This window comes from Brevibacillus sp. B_LB10_24 (assembly GCF_046036945.1).
Lineage (GTDB): Bacteria > Bacillota > Bacilli > Brevibacillales > Brevibacillaceae > Brevibacillus_C.
In genome coordinates, this window is the sequence record NZ_JBJQOQ010000026.1 from 1 (window position 1) to 16,436 (window position 16,436).

The following is a 16,436-nucleotide window of genomic DNA, read 5'->3' on the forward strand; positions in this document are numbered from 1 at the left end:
GATTGGAAATCCTTGTTAGATAATTGGTCAGTCGTAGAAAAAAAATGCTCGAGCAAAAGGCGAGCGGCGTCCAACTCGCAATCTAGACTGGACACGTGTCGAAACGCTTCCCGCGCGATCGAAGGGAAGCGTTTCAATGCTTCCTCACTCGCGAAAAAATTTGTGCAAATAAGGCTTAAGGGAATCTATGCCAATCGCAAAGCCGAGCGATTGGCTTGATTGAATAATAAACGCGTTTACCCCGATGACTTCACCGTACAGGTTGATCAAAGGTCCACCGCTGTTGCCAGGATTGATCGCCGCATCTGTCTGCAGGATTTCCTCGTAGGCGCGGCGGGAAACTTGCAGCCGGCGGTTTTTTGCACTGATAATTCCCACTGTGGCAAAGTCAACACGTACCTGCCAAAGGCAGAAGAGACTTGCCGTGCAAACAGCGGCCGCTACAAGGAGTCGCCGAATAATCCCGCCAGGCGAAAGGCGATCTCAAGCTGAAAGGCAGACGGCTTTCTCCCGCTTCCCTTTGCGGAAACACGCAGGGTGGCCGACTCGATCAATCCGCGCAGCAGTTGGTTTTTTGCTGACGCAGTATGCTGCGACTGATACAGCTCATGCAGGAAGACAGGCTTTGCTGAACGCTCCGGTTCACCACAGGCTTCCGCTGCAGCCGGGTCAACAGACTGCCGCAGCCGGGAGATCAGCTGATCGATCTGCCGGATTTGGCTGCAGACTTCCTCCCGGCGGGAGATGAATTCAGGCTCCGAATACGTGCCTGATTCGTAATTTCGGTACACAAAGGTGAGCCGTTTCTTCCACTCCGAGCGCTGCCGCAGGAGCATGCCCAACTCATCCTCAGCGGTTGCCTGGCCACCTGCCAGGTCCGGGGCGGACAGGTGCTTGCGCAGCTCGGACGGGGAAAGCGGCGGAAGCTGCTGAAGAAAACCAAAGATGGCCTCTTCAACGGCCCGGTAGGAAACATAGGTGCAGCCGACTGTCGTACACCAGAGCATCTCTTTATGGTAGCGGCTGATGGATCCATCCTTTTTTTGGTAACTGCTTTTGGCAGCCTGCTTGACCAGGCCGCGTTGGCATTTGCCGCAGCGGATCAGCCCGGACAGTTCGCTCGTCTCGCGATCAAACGGGGTAGCAGGCTTGCGAGACTGCCGGGCTTTGGCTTGTGCCCGCGCAAAGACTTCCGGGCTGACAATCGGCTCGTGGGCGGAGGTGACGATGATCTGTTCGTCTTCCGCCCTGACGGAAGGCCCGCTCTTGTGCGCGGAGCCGGTCCGGTAGCGAATCTCTCCCACGTAGACGGGATTCTGCAGGATTTTTCTCACCGTGGTCGGGTTCCAGCGGGCGTGCCCCCGCGGCGAGGGCACACCGGAACGGGTGAGAAAGGTAGCGATGGCACGGTAGCCCATCTCTTTTCCTCCCAGGCCGTTGATGTAGAGGGCAAAGATCCGCCTGACCAGTTCCGCCTCCCGGGAAGCGATCTCCAGGTGCTGTGTTTTGGGATTGAACTGGTATCCGAGGGCGGGCGTAGAGCCCATAAACTTCCCCGCCATCGCATAGGCGTATTTGGCCCCCTGCATCCGTTCGCGGATGACTTCAAACTCCTCCCGCGACAAAAACAGCTCAAAGCGGATTTGCCTGAGGTCGTTTGCGTTTCCCGGGTCGTAGAGGCGGTAAGGCGTGAGTATGTAGATCCGCCTGCTGCAAATCAGGTCGTAAACGGTGCCGTAATCCGAAAAATCCCCGCGCGTCAGACGGGAAATATCCTTGACGGCGATACTGTCGTACAGGCCGCTGCGCAAATCACGCAGCACCTGCTGAAAAATCGGCCGGGCTGCGATCTTGTCGCCGCTGCCGATCTCCACCTTCAGGTCGTACGGCAGGCCGTACTCCCGCAAGACCCGTTCCATGACTTCCCGCTGCATGGCCAGCGTGTCCTCTCCGGTACGGACTTCTCGCTCCGCATCTTCCCGTGACCTTCGCAGGTAGACGACAGGATGCTTGATGCAGGCCTGGGGACTAAACTGCCGGTTATACACGTATGCCACCTCCCACATGTGTTTCGAATCCGTCACTGGGCTGTGCCGCTTCATACTGTATCGGCCAGAACATAAAAAAGGAGATCCCTTTATGGTAAAGGTATCTCCTTTTTCTGAGAGTATTCGCAAGAGAGCGTTTTTTCCGTTTTGGCAGCCAAATTGGATCAGAAGTAGCGGGCAGCCGTTACGTAGTGGTCGTTCCACCAGCCTTTTTCAATGCTGCTGTATCTGACTCCGCCGCTTCCATACGTGTGCAGGACTTTTCCGTTGCCGGCGTAAATCCCCACATGGCCGATGCGGTTGATCGAACCAGCTGGGTACTTTTTGATGTTGTTCTCGGTGGAGAAGAAGATCAGGTCGCCGACACGCAGGTCTTTGCGGTCTACCTTTTTCCCGTCTTTAAATTGGGCGCGGGCTCCACGGCTGATCTTGATGCCGTTTTGCTGCATGACGTACTGGGTGAACGAGGAGCAGTCAAAGGAGCTGGTATTGCCTGTCTTGGCCCCGAATTTATACGGTGTCCCCAGGTACTTTTCACCCGTTTTGATAATCTTTTGCCCCAAGGTCGAGGCTTCGCTGTTCTTGTCCGGTTTTGCCACTCCGGAGTCTTTCGGCGGATCGGCTGGTTTTTCTGCCGGCGGCTGTTCTGTCTCCAGGTCTATGTATCGGCGTACACCGGCCAGTTTATCCTTCACTGTTGAGAGACTTTGCTCAATTACTTTTTGTTGGCCTACAGAAGCGTAGAGGAATGTGTCATTGCCGACGTAGATGCCGGCGTAATTCAAGAGGCTGGAGCTTGGGCTTGTCTTGATAAAGACGACATCTCCCGGCTTCAGGTTAGCGGTATTGATCTTGGTTCCCTTGTTGTACATATCGCGAATGTTGTCCGGCAGCTTCACTCCTTGTTGGGAGAAAACGTACTGGATGTAACCGGCGGTGTCGAAGGCGGAAGGCCCTTCGGCATTTTTCTTGAACGGTTTGCCGACGAGGTCGTACGCCGTCTCTACGGTGTCAGTCAAATCGGCTTTTTGGGCGGTTGCAGCGAAAACAGCTTGTCCGCCGTCAGCGAACATCAATAGGGATGCGCTCAGCATGATCGCCATCGTTGATCGTGTTACCCAATCTCGTTTTGTCATGTTGTCCCTCCTAGATGTAGGTGTTGCCCTTGCTTCTGGGCACATTCCCATCTTAAAGCAGCACTTCCAGAGAATTAAGTGCCAAAAATTTTCCATCCAGGAATTTGAACACATAGTCCCAACGAGAAAATAGCGCAAAAGGCCTATTAAAAAAGCTCTTTCCGAAGAAAGAGCAAAAGTGCCTGGAAGTTATTGTTAACCAGTGTTTTCCCGGTTCAGCGGGGGGTGTTTGGACGCCTGCAAAAGGTGCAGGGCGTACTGAAGGGGGCGTTGAATCGAGCGGCGATATAGGTCCATTCTCCCTATACGCTTGAAAATTTCCCGGCCTGGCTTGGGGTTGACTTCGATCAGCCAGACGCGGCCATTTACATCAACGCCGATATCCAAGCCGAATTCCATCATCGGGCCAAAGTGGCGTTCGATCGTATGGACGACTTGTCGGGCCAACTCGTGGCATTCCAGGAGGATGGATTTGGTTTGTTCCGGACCGAAGCGCTCTGCCATTAAGCTTTCGAAGGGGACGGCTTTGCCGCCGCCGTGCAGATTGGAGGTTGAGCTGTTTTTTCCGCCGATGCGGATGCCAAGTCCGGTGATGTCCCATTCGCCCAGCTCGTTTTTCTGGATGAGCAGGCGGATGTCGGTAGCGCGGCCCGGAACGAGTGAAAGGTCGAGGCCTTGTTGAATCATAAAGTTGCCTTCCCGGATCCGCTCGGTTTTTACCCACCGGTTCAGCCATTGAATCAGCGGCGGAAGGGTTTGAAAACGGGCAGTTTTCTTGACCAGCCTGTTGTCTCGGCCAAGCACGGTGTATCCCTCGGCCGTGCGCGTCAGCTTGAGGATGCTGCGGCCGCCTGTCCCATTGCCCGGCTTGATGTAGAGCAGGCGGTATTTTTTCAGCATTTGCCTGAGATGCTCCGGTGAATAGGCCACGGTGTCCGGCATCCAGCGCTGCACAGCATCGTCTTTCAAAAAGAGCTGTGTGGCGTTCCATTTGTTGGTGTACGTGTTGTTGGCGTAGAGGAACAACTTTTTTCTGCGAAATTGGCGATAGCCCGGCGATCCTTTGCGGCAGCGGTCAATCACCACATCCGGCCACGGAAACAGCTTGCTCTCCCAGCCCCCTTTTGCCGAGGGGGTAAAGCCGCGAATGACCCGTCTGCGCTCAAAGGCATCCTCGTGGGAGAATAAAAAGACGGTGGCGCCAAGCTTTTGTCCTTCGGATATCAGCCGCCGAAAATATCCGGGCTCTTGAAATCTGTGACCGTTGCGGTAGGTTAGAATCCCGATGTGAGGCTTCCCCATTTGTCCAACATCCTCTCTGTTCTTTCTCGAACAACTCCCTACTTGCTAATGTATAAATGATACGGGAGATTGGTGCCCCGCAGCTTGCATAGGACGAGTGCGGGGATCATAAAGTGGGGGAAAACGATGGGAGGGGAAGCACGTGGAACAAAGGCGCGTCCTCAAGGTGCTCGCAGGAAAGTACGGTGAAATCCGCATCGTTTCGCCGACGAAGCAGCCAACCCGGGAGGAAGTGGAGGAGTTTTACCGGCTGGTCGCCCGGTTGCTCGGGAAAAGCCGATCGGCAAAAACATAACGGCAGTCCCGGCCGCTTTGCTCTGATCATGTGCACTCCGCTGTGACGGAGTTTTCCAGACCCATAGGAGCACCGATGCTCAGCACCCATTCTCCTACTCTCGTCTCGGCGGAGCTGCCCAAGGGAAGGGGTTGAATCCGAGGGCCGGCGTTTATTTTCAAGACGGCATAATCCCTTGTTTCATTTGTGTAGACAGGCTTTGCTTGAAAGACACGGCCATCGCATAGCTTTACCAGGATCGTTTCACTGTTCGCTACGACGTGTTCACTGGTCAGGATATACCCTTTGGGATGGAAGATAAATCCGGAACCGAAATTGCGCTGCGTCACATCCTCCAATTCATCCCCCAGGAATTCGTGGATGAGGCGCTTCAGGTCGGACGAACTGGTTTTTCCGGCTGTAACGATTGACACGACACCGTTCTTTACCTGTTCTACCAGCGGGACAAAAAAATTCAACGGATGCAGGCTGCTGTTTGCCGGGTACACATGATTGACAAGGGTCGATAATTTCTTTCGCTTCACGTATTCATCCCCTCGCAACTAGGTATATATCAATGTATGGCACAGGGCCAGCGAAGGAACGCCCAAATCTGTACCAGTGCCTGCCGGAAATACGCGGAGGAAAAATCTTGATCTGGCTAAAAGCACCGTCCATCACCATCTCCTGACGGTTCGCTTTGCCGGATTGATCCGCTCGTCACGGCCCTGTTGATCGGAAACACTTTCGTGATGATGGCAAAAGCGATGACCATGCCTTTTTTGGCGATATACCTGAGCGATCGGACCAGGATGACTCCCGCTGTGATCGGCCTGATCATCGGAGCAGGACCGCTGGCTAGTACATGCAGCGGCTTTCTTGGGGGGACCCTGTCCGATCTCGTCGGCAGGAAAAAAGTTATGATCGGCTCTCTGCTAACCACCGCGCTCGTCTTTTTCGGCTTCGCCATTGCGGAGGAACCCCTGCTGCTGACTCTGCTCAGCGCTGCCGGAGGCGTTGCCGCGGCTTTCGGTTTTGCCCTGTCGCAAAACGCCGCTTGGCTGATCGTCTCCATGATGGTATTACGCTGGGAGCGATCCTGTTCTACTGGCAGGGTCAACAGGTGTATGTGCGGCGGCACCAAGGAAAGTCAGCGGCGATATCAAGCTGAAAGGAAGAGGGCAGATCGATAGGAGATCCGCCCTCTGTTCGTCAAACAGTTTATTTCAGGTTTTCCGGGTTGAGCGGTTCCAGCTCCGGTACGACAAAACGTCCATCCTTGCGGATCAGCCTGTCGTCGAAGTAGATTTCGCCGCCGCCCCACTCCGGACGCTGGATGCAGACCAGGTCCCAGTGAATCGACGATTTGTTGCCGTTCGGCGCCTCTTCGTAGCATTGCCCCGGGGTGAAGTGGAAGCTGCCGTCGATCTTTTCGTCGAAGAGGATGTCCTTCATCGGATTCTGGATAAACGGGTTGACCCCGATGGCAAACTCGCCGACGTAACGGGCACCTTCATCGGTGTCGAACACTTTGTTGATCTTCTCGGTGTCGTTGGCGGTCGCCTCAATAATTTTTCCATCCCGGAAGGTCAGCTTCACGTTGTCGTACGTAAAGCCGTTGTAGGGCGAAGGCGTATTGTAGGAAATCACGCCGTTGACCGAATCCTTCACCGGTGCGGTAAATACTTCGCCGTCTGGAATGTTGTTGCTGCCGGCGCACTTGATCGCCGGAATCCCCTTAATCGAGAAGGTAAGGTCGGTACCCGGACCGGTAATCCGCACCTTATCCGTCTTGTTCATGAGGGACACCAGATTTTCCATCGCTTTGGACATCTTGCTGTAGTCGAGGTTGCAGACCTTGAAGTAAAAGTCTTCGAACGCATCCGTGCTCATGTTGGCCAGCTGGGCCATGGAAGCGTTGGGATAGCGGAGGATGACCCACTTGGTTTCCGGTACGCGTACGTCGAGCACCGGGCGCTGGAACAGCCGGTTGTACATGCTCATTTTTTCGTCAGGTACGTCGGAGAGTTCATTGATGTTGTCGCCGCTGCGAATTCCTATGTAACAGTCCATTTTTTTCATGAAGCTGACGTCTGCTTCCCGCATGACCGCCAATTGCTCTTCTTTCAAGCCCAACATCAGCTCGCGGTTGATCGTCTGGTCGATCAGCTGCACGTACGGATGGCCGCCCGCTTCGTACACCTTACGGATCACTGCTCGGACCAGTTCCGGCACCTGGCCGATGGCGTAAATTAAAACGTTTTCACCCGGCTGCACACGGGTCGAGTAGTTGACCAGGTTGTCGGCAAGCTGATCAAGGCGTGGATCTTTCATCGACTGTCCCTCCATTTCATGGTTATTACGTTCATATTGTACACAAAAGCCGGGAAAAAACGAATAGCAGGAGGATCCTATAGATAAAATTTTTTTTACTAAATCCTCCGTTCGGCGAAAAAAAGAACTACTCATCGATGAGTAGCCCCAATGACGAAACGCGCTGTATAAAAACAGGATCCGGTACTATCAGTATACGCAACAGCCCGTTAAAAAGTTCCAAAAATCCTTACGGCCCGGCGTGATGAATCACGGAATGGGCTTGATGAACAGCCTCGGCGGGCACGTAGATGTGGTACGTCGTGGCAAAGCCGTATCCGCCCCCCTGGCCGCCGCCACCGCTGAATGACTCCGTTTTTACCCGAATGCCGTGATTCCTCAGCCTGCCTGTAATCTCCGCGTATGTCTGCACCTCCTGGGTCGAGTAGACGAGCTCCCATTTTTTCCGGAAGAACCTTGCAAACGGGTTACTGACCATCTCACTACCTCCAAAATGTGGTTCTTACTGATTAGTATAGGAGATCCTGATACAAAGGGACAGAGTATTGGGAAAATAACGACTAGTAATTATTCCTGTTATAAACATAATAAATCCATTAGAATGTATGGTGACTGGCACACAGACACTTATGGCTATCTGTACAGCTATTAAGCCAAATTTGACAGTTTCCATTACCTGGGAAATATGATATAATGTGTAGCAGGGTATTCGCTTTGCTACCCTTTTTTAAGGGGGGTTCTTCCATGATTGCAAAAAGAATACTTGTCATGATAGGGCTTATTCCCATAATGACATTCAACTTTTTAGGTTTGGAGTACTTTTTATATTCGATTTACATAACTAACAGCAAAATGTTTTACCTGTTTTTCATGTTATTCCTTGCTGTATTCGCTTTACTGGGTGATGCTTTAAATCGGTTCGGTTGGTACGGGAATTTGTCTAATAGGCTCATGGTATTTATTTCTGTTTTTCTCGGTATGGGCGCATTGAAAATGCTTCTCACTTATGGCGTGATAGCAGACCCGTCTGCCGTAGCTTCCACTCTCACTTTACATTTACAACAAATTTTCAATCCATGAAACCGTTAAATAACTCAATTATCGTATAAAGCGCCGTAAATGTTACGGCGTTTTTCTATTTATCTCTCTGTATCTCCAATGTTTTAGACGTTAGCACCTGGCAGTATTTCGCGTGGAGAAAACGTAGCATGATACTAATGAGTAATCACCACTTGCCCAACAAAGCTCTATCACTTAAAGCTAACGGGCTTTTATCGTTATGTCGAGTTTTCCGGAAAATTGGGACTACCGTAAAGACCCTTGCCGCTATCGGCAAGGAGCGATCGCGCTAGTAAAAGACAAAGTATTAAGAAAATATTGACTGGTTAAATATTCCTGTCTTATAATTCGAAGCAAGAACTTTGTTAGTCATTTTAACTAATAAAGGTGGTGAGCACTCTTTGCTAGGCCGCGGTCGAACCGGTAACGCCAAGTTCGTTAAGCAAATCAACAGGCAGGGGATCCTCTACCAACTGAAAAAGCGGGGCCAGATGTCACGGGCGGATTTGGCGAAGCATACCGAGTTGAGCCGCCCTTGTGTCTCTGCGCTGGTCGATGAGCTGATACAAGAAGGGCTGATCAACGAAGTCGGGGTTGGCGAGTCGAAAGGCGGGCGCAGGCCGATTTTGCTGGAGTACAATTCACAGGCCCAATTGGTGGTTGGCGCCGTATTTGACGGCAGCACGCTGCATATGGCGATCGCTGACCTGCACGGCGATCTGCTGGCCCGCTACCACACCCGGCTGGTTCAGCCGACAGACGGGGAGACGGCGACGCAAAGCCTGGAAGCGGGCCTTGCTGTGCTGCTTGCCGAAACCGGGTTTGAAAAAGACAGGCTGCTGGGAATGGGCCTCGGACTGCCGGGGATCACGCGAAAGCGGAACGGCACTGTCAGCTACGCTCCCAGTACCGGATGGATGGGACTGCCCGTGCAGCAGGAGATGGAGGCCCGCCTGGGAGTACCCGTCACGATCGACAACGACGTCAACATGATGACGCTGGGCGAGTACTACCGGGGTGTCGGCAGAGGGGTGGCCAATCTGGTCTACATGTACGTGGGGACCGGGATCGGTGCGGGAATTGTCATCGACGGCCAGTTTTACCGGGGCAGCACCGAGGCGGCAGGTGAAATCGGGTACATGATGATCGGCCCGGCCCGCAAGTGTTCTCCCGGGGGATACGGCGTCTTTGAACAAAATTACGCTGTCTCCGGGGTCCTGGACAGTGCGCTGGCGATCATGCCGGAAACGGATCCGGCGGCGAGCGTCATCAAGCAGTTGGTGCAGGCTTCGGAGACAAACGCGGCGGCACGTCGGCTGCTGGAGGATGTGTACCGGCACTGGACGCTCGGCATGGCCAACCTGGTCAGTGTGCTCGATCCGGAGCTGCTCGTCTTGAGCGGCGAGATGATCCACGTCGGCGAAGCCGGAAAGAACCGGATGGAGACGCTGCTTCGTCAGTGGGTGCCCGTCGTGCCGCAAATCACCTTCGCCACACTGGGGGAGCAGGCGGGATTGTTCGGGGCCGTATTCAGCGTTTTGGAACCGTTTCCAAAACAGGTGAGATGAACGATACGAAAAAAAGGGGGTCATTCAAAATGAGGAAATCTGCAAAATGGCTGAGCGGTTTGCTCGCCGGTTCGTTGTTTCTGCTGCTGACGGCATGCGGCGGTGCGCCAGCAGAGAAGCCGCAGGAAAATGCCGCGGGAAGCGGCCAGGAGCCGGCGGCGGAGGCGCCAAAGCCGGAATCGCAAAAGCTGGTGATCTACACGGCTCGCGACAAAAACGTCGTGGAGGAAATCGTCGGAAAGTTTAAAGCAAAATATCCGGAAATCGATGTGGAGCCGCTGACGATGGGCGCTCAGCAGATCCTGGAGCGGGTTCGCGGCGAAAAGGCCAATCCGCAGGCGGACTTCTGGTGGGGCGGAACCCAGTCCGCGCTGATGACGGCTGCTGACGAAGGGCTTTTGGAGAGCTTCAAACCCAGTTTTGGCGATAAGATTCCCGATCTGTACAAGGACGCCCAGGATCGCTGGTACGGGGAAATGCTGCTCCCGGAAGTCATCATGTACAATCCGGAGGCGCTCAAGAAAGAAGATGCGCCGAAGGATTGGGACGACCTGCTCGACCCGAAGTACAAAGACAAGGTGATCATCCGCGGCGTTCTGGCGTCGGGGACGATGCGGACGATCTACTCCGCGATGATCTACCGGCAGGGCGCGGACGATCCGCAGAAAGGGTATGAATGGCTGAAGAAGCTGGATGCCAACACGAAGGAGTACGCCCAGGATCCGACCAATCTGTACCTGAAGCTGGCCCGCCAGGAAGGTTCCCTCTCGCTGTGGAACCTTCAGGACATCATGATTCAAAAAGAACAGAAAAACCAGCCGTTCGACTACATCTATCCGGCGAGCGGCGCGCCGATCCTGGTCGATGGGGTCGGGATCGTCAAAGGGGCCAAAAACCTGGATGCCGCCAAGAAATTTTACGAGTTTTTATTTGAGGAAAACCAGGTCGTGGAATTTTCGGAGAAGCTCTTCCAGATTCCGACGCGGACCGATATCAGCAAGGATAAACTGCCCGCCTGGCTCCAGGGCGTGGAACTAAAGCCGCTGGATCTCGACTGGTCAGTGATGGCCGCAAAGGAAAAAGACTGGATGCAGTATTGGGACGAGAACATAAAAGGCAAAGGAGCCAAGTAATCATGTAGTAATTGGGCGGAGTTGACCTCCGCCCCGCACGTTAAGGAGGTAGCCCCTTGATTGATGTAACTTTAGACCACGTGAGCAAAAGATTTGGCAGCGTTACCGGGGTTGAAGACGTCCACATCCAGATCAGGCCGGGAGAGTTTTTTACCTTTCTCGGGCCGAGCGGCTGCGGCAAGACGACAACGCTGCGCATGATCGCAGGTTTTTACTACCCGAGTGCCGGACGCATCCGCTTTGGCAGTCAGGATGTGACCACCCTGCCTCCGAACAAGCGGAACACGGGCATGGTCTTTCAAAATTACGCGCTGTTTCCCCATCTGACCGTGTTTGAGAACATCGCTTTCGGCCTGCAGGTGCGGAAAAAGCCAAAAGCGGAGATCATCCAAAAAGTGGAGCGTGCACAGGAGCAAGTCCATTTGCAAGGGCTCGGAGGCCGGCGGATCGACCAGCTTTCCGGGGGACAGCAGCAGCGGGTGGCACTGGCCCGGGCGCTGGTCATCGAGCCCCGGATTCTGCTGCTGGACGAACCCCTGTCCAACCTGGACGCCAAATTGCGGGAAGAGACGAGGTTGGAAATCAAGCGGCTCCAATTGGACCTGGGCATCACGACAATATACGTCACCCATGATCAGGCGGAGGCGATGGCCATGTCAGATCGGATCATGGTCATGCAGGGGGGCGTCGTACAGCAGATCGGCAGTCCGGAGGAGATTTACAACCAGCCGGTAAACCGCTTTGTCGCATCGTTCATCGGCGAGACCAACCTGTGGGACGGCATCGTCGAAAGTGTAGACAGGGAGGAAGCAGTGGTTCGCTTTGACGGGGGTGTCGTGCTTCGCGGCTTGCGAAAAAACTGCTCACCCGGATGCGAATTGAAAGCTGGATCGGCGGTAACCACATCGATCCGTCCGGAATCGGTTCGTCTGATCGCCAGTGAAGGACAGCCGGATCACAATGTGCTCGCGGGAAAGGTGGCCTTGTCGGAGTTTACCGGCGTCAGCGTCAACTATGTCACAGAGGTGGGGTCCCTCCAGTTAAAGGCGATGTTCGTCAATGAAGGGCGGCGGGTCAGACAGCGCGGCGAGGAAATTCAATTTTACATCCCGAAAGAGGGCGTCTACTTTGTGGGGTAAGGGAGTGGTAGACCGATGAAAGCAGAACTACAGCCGACCGCCGCTCCTGTCAACCGCCGGTTTTCGCTTGCCTCATCCCGTTCCTTCGTCTACATCCTGGTGGCGCCGCTGTTTTTGGTCCTGCTGGCATATGTCATCTACCCGATGTACCAGACCTTCCTGGAAAGCGTCAAGATCGACGGTCAGCTCTCATTGGCGAATTATGCGAGGTTCTTCAGCCTGGAGCACACCGCCAACCTGGAAGCGCTCTGGACCAGTTTGTACATCTCTGTCCTCAGCGTCATCTGCTGCGGCATCGTCGGCGTCGGCATGGCTTTCTTGCTGGAGCGGTACGAATTTCCCGGCCGGAAAATCCTCTCGGTGCTGGCGATGGTGCCGATGGCCCTGCCGCCGCTGATCGGTGTGCTGTCGTTCACGTTTCTCTACGGGGAGAGCGGGATTATCCCGCGGGCGTTGAAAGCCCTGCTTCACCTGGAGCAGGTTCCGTTTTCGCTGAAAGGGATTTGGGGAGTCGTCGTCGTCCACACTTTTACCATGTACACCTATTTTTACATGACGGCTTCCGCGGCAATAAAAGGATTAGACCCGTCTCTTGAAGAGGCAGCAGCGAGCCTCGGCGCAGGCAGGCTGTACATCTGGCGCCGGGTCATCCTGCCGATGCTGACGCCGGCGATCGTCGCCTCGTCCCTCTTGGTCTTCATGATCTCGATGGCATCCTATACGGCGCCGCTGATTTTCGGCATCGACCGGACGATGACGATGCAAATCTACCTGTCGCGCACAAACGGCAGTCTGGACATGGCGGCGACACAGTCGACGATCTTGTCGATCGTTTCCATTTTATTCCTGATCCTGATGCGCTGGTACCAAGGCGTCCGCAACTATCAGAATATGAGCAAGGGAGTAAGCGTCCACCGCACCGAGGTAAAAAGCGCTTGGGGCAGGTACGTCTCGATGGTTCTCTCCTTCATCGGGGTCGTGATCCTGCTGCTGCCGATTCTCGTGCTGGTATTGATCTCTCTGTCCGAGGACGGGACGTGGACGGTGCAGATCCTCCCGCCCAAGTACACGCTCAGCCACTACATGGAATTGTTCACAGACGGCAAGACCTGGCGGCCGATCGCCAACAGCTTTGAGATGAGTCTGATCGCCACCCTTGGCAACATCATCTTCGGGGTGGCGGCCGCTTACGCGATGGTGCGGCTGAGGTTTAAAGGAAAGACGTTGCTCGACGTCCTGATCATGCTGCCGTGGGCGCTGCCCGGCACCGTAGTGGGGATCAACCTGATCGCGGCGTTCAACCAGCAGACGATTTTCAGTTTCAACCAGATTCTCGTCGGCACCTTCTGGATCCTGCCGCTCGCCTACTTTGTGCGCCACCTGCCCCTGGTATTCCGCTCCACCTCGGCTACGCTGATGCAGATGGACAGCTCGGTCGAGGAAGCGGCCCGCAATCTCGGGGCAACCTGGTGGTACAGTTTCCGCCGTGTCGTCTTTCCGATGGCGCTGGGCGGGATTCTCGCCGGGACGCTGCTGGCGCTGGTGCAGGGAATTGGCGAATTCGTCGCTTCTATCCTGCTGTTTACGCCCAGGACGACGCCGATTTCGGTGGAAATTTTCCAGCGCATGTACGCGTTCGAATTTGGCACAGCTTGTGCTTATGGTGTGCTGCAGGTGATTCTAATCATTATCGTGCTGTTCATCACCCGAAAATTTACCGGGGATCAGGCGGGGACTGCGGTGTAGGACGGTTCATTTCGCGGCAGGTCCGCGTGATGATAGATGGCCAAAGACATGCTCTGGCCGTGCTTTAAGCTGGAAGCAGGAAAACATTTTGTGAATGGAGGGACTGATTTGAAGCGAGGAAGCTGGATTTCAAAATCTCTTTCACTTGTCAGCAGTCTGGCGATTGCGGGCGTCCTGTTTTTTCCCGCCGCCGCGCAGCCGGCTTTGGCAGACCGTGGAGTCGTTGATCTGTGGAAGGCGATCAAGCCGCTTACGACCATTGCCAGCGCGATGAACACCGGCGCACACCCGGATGACGAGCACAGCGCTACCCTTGCCTACCTTTCGCTGGGGCTGGGCGTAGACACAGCCAGTATCATCGCCAACCGCGGGGAAGGCGGACAAAACGAGATTGGCAGCGAGCTCGGCAACGCCCTGGGGATTATCCGCACCCGTGAATTGCAGGAGGCCTCCAAAATCACCAACATCCACTTAGGGTTGTTAAGTCAGGAACTGAACGATCCGATCTACGATTTCGGCTTCTCCAAGAGCCCGGACGAAACACTGGAAAAGTGGGGAGAAGAGGTGGTCTACGAGCGGCTGATCAAGAGTATTCGCGAACAGCGGCCCGATGTGTTGATCCCCGCCTTCCTGAACGAGCCGTCGACGCACGGGCACCATCGGGCGATCAGCATCATAACGGTCCGGGCCTATAAAGATGCCGCCGATCCCAATGTGTTCCCTGAACATTTGAAGGAAGGACTGCGCCCTTGGCAGGTGAAAAAGCTGTATCTGCCGGCCGATGAAAAGGATTATACCGTCGCGGTTCCCGTCGGCAATTACGACGAGGTGTACGGTGCCTCGTATGTGCAGCTTGGCGAAGAGTCCCGCTTCATGCACAAGAGCCAGGGGATGGGACGCCAGTACGATGAGGGACCGAAAAACGCCTATTACAAGCTGGCAGAATCGGCGGTGAAGACAAAGGAGAAAGAGGCCAGTCTGTTTGAAGGCATCGCCTATACGTTTACCGACCTGGCGAAGGAGGTCGAGACGAAAGCCAAGGGCCAAGACCACAATGTGGCTAAAGATCTGCGCAAGCTGCAGGAAGACGCCGACAAGGTGATGGCGGTCTATCCGAAATTCGCCGAGGTGGCGCGTCAGGTCCACGCCATGAAAGCGGACGTCACGGCCGCGATCGCTGACGTGAACAAGTCCCGGCTCGACGAAGCGGTCAAAACGGACCTGCTGCACCGTCTGCAGGTGAAAGCGGGACAGCTGGATCGGGCGAGCGCAGAAGCAGCTTCGCTGGTGGTCAAGGTGAAGCCGGATACCGGTGAATGGGTCGCCGGGCAGACCACGAAAGTCACCGTCACCGCGTACAACGGTGGAACGGTAGAGCTGAAAAAGCTCAAGGCCAAGCTGAATCTGCCGGACGGCTGGACAGCCAGGGCTGTAGGCCCGGATTCGTTTGACCAGCTTCGGAACAGCCAGACGGCTGCCGTCACCTACGAGGTTAAAGTGCCGGCCAACACGGAGGAGTTTCACCCTTACAAACCGTCCATTGTCAGCGCCGACGTCACGTATGAAGCCTTTGGCACTTCGGCTGCCGTCCATGTGACCCCGGATAATGCCGTTGGCGTTCTGCCGCCATACGCCATGAGCCTGAGTCCAAATGCGACGATCCTCAATACGCTCAAAACGGATCAGCCGATTTCGGTAAAAGTGAGCGTTCGCAATTACGCGCCTGGCACGTCTCAGGCGACAATTTCCTTGTCAGTGCCGAACGGCTGGAAGGCGGAACCGGCGTCCCAGCAATTGCAGTTTACATCCAAAGGGGAGACGAAATCGCTCTCTTTCACTGTGACACCCGCCCCGCAGGTAGCCAACGGCAAGTACGAGATTCAAGCCGTGGCAAAAGGCGGGCAAGGACAAAGCACGGAGAACGTACAGGTGATTTCGTATCCGCACATTGGCAAGACCTACTACATTCAGCCGGCCAAGGTTGACATTCAGGCATTCGACTTGAAGCTGCCCGAGAAGATCAAGATCGGCTACGTCTCCAGCGGCTTTGACAACATCGATCAATACCTGCGTGAAGTGGGCCTTGACGTTGTCAATCTGGAGGAAAAGGACATCCAGTTTGGCGATCTCTCCCAATACGACACGATTGTACTGGGCATTCGCGCCTACGCTTTCCGGCCGGAGCTGATCCCGAGCAACCAGCGCCTGCTCGACTACGTGAAAAACGGCGGCAATCTCGTGGTGCAGTACCACAAGCCGGAAGACAAGTGGTCGCCTTCACTGGCGCCTTACCCGATCAAGATCGGCGAGCCGCTGATCGAGTGGCGGGTCACCGACGAAAATTCCAAAGTGACGATGCTGGCACCGGATCACAAGATCTTCAACCAGCCCAACAAGATTGCCGAGGCGGATTGGGACAACTGGATTCAGGACCGGGCGGCGTACAACCCTGCAGAGTGGGGACGCGAGTACACGGCCCTGATCTCGACCGGTGATCCCGGCGAAGAGGAATTCACCGGCACCTTCTTGACCGCACCGTACGGCAAGGGAACGTACACCTACAGTTCGCTGGTCTGGTACCGTGAAATCCCCAGCCTGGTGCCGGGGGCGATCCGGATGTTTGTCAACATGGTCAGCCTGAAACAGTAGACTAAAAAAAGGAAGAGATACGGAGACTGGCGCGGGCGGCGGTGCTTC

Annotated in this window: 15 protein-coding genes; 8 read left to right on the top strand and 7 right to left on the bottom strand. The window is 55.0% G+C overall.

Annotated elements, in window-relative coordinates:
* Positions 1–144 precede the first annotated feature (144 nt).
* The 4 genes from ACI7RC_RS19995 to ACI7RC_RS20010 all read right to left on the bottom strand — a co-directional run bounded on the left by ACI7RC_RS19995 (position 145) and on the right by ACI7RC_RS20010 (position 4,486).
* Positions 145–378 (bottom strand): S1C family serine protease, encoded by a 234-nt coding sequence (locus ACI7RC_RS19995; protein ID WP_408109970.1) that lies wholly within the window; start codon positions 376–378, stop codon positions 145–147.
* 62 nt (positions 379–440) lie between these two features.
* Complete coding sequence (locus ACI7RC_RS20000) at positions 441–2,048, bottom strand: recombinase family protein (RefSeq protein ID WP_408109971.1); 1,608 nt, start codon at positions 2,046–2,048, stop codon at positions 441–443.
* 164 nt (positions 2,049–2,212) lie between these two features.
* Positions 2,213–3,184: a C40 family peptidase gene (locus ACI7RC_RS20005; RefSeq protein ID WP_408109972.1), complete on the bottom strand. Its 972-nt coding sequence runs from the start codon at positions 3,182–3,184 to the stop codon at positions 2,213–2,215.
* Positions 3,185–3,379: 195 nt separating this feature from the next.
* The gene (locus ACI7RC_RS20010; RefSeq protein ID WP_408109973.1) at positions 3,380–4,486 is read right to left on the bottom strand and encodes a YheC/YheD family endospore coat-associated protein; all 1,107 of its coding nucleotides are present in this window, start codon (positions 4,484–4,486) and stop codon (positions 3,380–3,382) included.
* Positions 4,487–4,628: 142 nt separating this feature from the next.
* On the opposite strand from ACI7RC_RS20010, the gene ACI7RC_RS20015 reads away from it, so the two are divergent.
* Complete coding sequence (locus ACI7RC_RS20015; protein WP_408109974.1) at positions 4,629–4,781, top strand: hypothetical protein; 153 nt, start codon at positions 4,629–4,631, stop codon at positions 4,779–4,781.
* A 26-nt stretch (positions 4,782–4,807) separates the two neighbouring features.
* Here ACI7RC_RS20015 and ACI7RC_RS20020 read toward each other — a convergent pair whose 3' ends face one another.
* A complete protein-coding gene (locus ACI7RC_RS20020; protein WP_408109975.1) occupies positions 4,808–5,305 on the bottom strand; it encodes a trypsin-like peptidase domain-containing protein in 498 nt (165 codons plus the stop codon).
* A gap of 186 nt (positions 5,306–5,491) precedes the next feature.
* Between ACI7RC_RS20020 and ACI7RC_RS20025 the strand changes: the two genes are divergently transcribed.
* A complete protein-coding gene (locus tag ACI7RC_RS20025) occupies positions 5,492–5,953 on the top strand; it encodes an MFS transporter (protein WP_408109976.1) in 462 nt (153 codons plus the stop codon).
* Positions 5,954–5,981: 28 nt separating this feature from the next.
* Here the strand turns inward: ACI7RC_RS20025 and ACI7RC_RS20030 are convergent, their stop codons facing one another.
* Positions 5,982–7,094, bottom strand: coding sequence for an aminopeptidase (locus ACI7RC_RS20030; protein WP_408109977.1), 1,113 nt, complete (start codon positions 7,092–7,094; stop codon positions 5,982–5,984).
* Between the two features lie 229 nt (positions 7,095–7,323).
* Positions 7,324–7,572, bottom strand: a complete 249-nt coding sequence (locus ACI7RC_RS20035) for a hypothetical protein (protein WP_408109978.1) — start codon at positions 7,570–7,572, stop codon at positions 7,324–7,326.
* 266 nt (positions 7,573–7,838) lie between these two features.
* Between ACI7RC_RS20035 and ACI7RC_RS20040 the strand changes: the two genes are divergently transcribed.
* The 6 genes from ACI7RC_RS20040 (at position 7,839) to ACI7RC_RS20070 (ending at position 16,388) form a co-directional block, all read left to right on the top strand.
* Positions 7,839–8,174 carry a hypothetical protein gene (locus tag ACI7RC_RS20040; RefSeq protein ID WP_408109979.1) on the top strand — a complete coding sequence of 112 codons (336 nt, stop codon included), beginning with the start codon at positions 7,839–7,841 and terminating at the stop codon, positions 8,172–8,174.
* 380 nt (positions 8,175–8,554) lie between these two features.
* Positions 8,555–9,721 (top strand): ROK family transcriptional regulator, encoded by a 1,167-nt coding sequence (locus ACI7RC_RS20050; protein ID WP_408109980.1) that lies wholly within the window; start codon positions 8,555–8,557, stop codon positions 9,719–9,721.
* Positions 9,722–9,750: 29 nt separating this feature from the next.
* Positions 9,751–10,854 (top strand): extracellular solute-binding protein, encoded by a 1,104-nt coding sequence (locus tag ACI7RC_RS20055; protein ID WP_408109981.1) that lies wholly within the window; start codon positions 9,751–9,753, stop codon positions 10,852–10,854.
* A gap of 56 nt (positions 10,855–10,910) precedes the next feature.
* A complete protein-coding gene (locus ACI7RC_RS20060) occupies positions 10,911–11,993 on the top strand; it encodes an ABC transporter ATP-binding protein (protein WP_408109982.1) in 1,083 nt (360 codons plus the stop codon).
* Positions 11,994–12,008: 15 nt separating this feature from the next.
* On the top strand, positions 12,009–13,739 hold the full coding sequence (locus tag ACI7RC_RS20065; protein ID WP_408109983.1) for an ABC transporter permease: 1,731 nt from the start codon (positions 12,009–12,011) through the stop codon (positions 13,737–13,739).
* A gap of 108 nt (positions 13,740–13,847) precedes the next feature.
* On the top strand, positions 13,848–16,388 hold the full coding sequence (locus tag ACI7RC_RS20070; RefSeq protein ID WP_408109984.1) for an NEW3 domain-containing protein: 2,541 nt from the start codon (positions 13,848–13,850) through the stop codon (positions 16,386–16,388).
* Positions 16,389–16,436 lie beyond the last annotated feature (48 nt).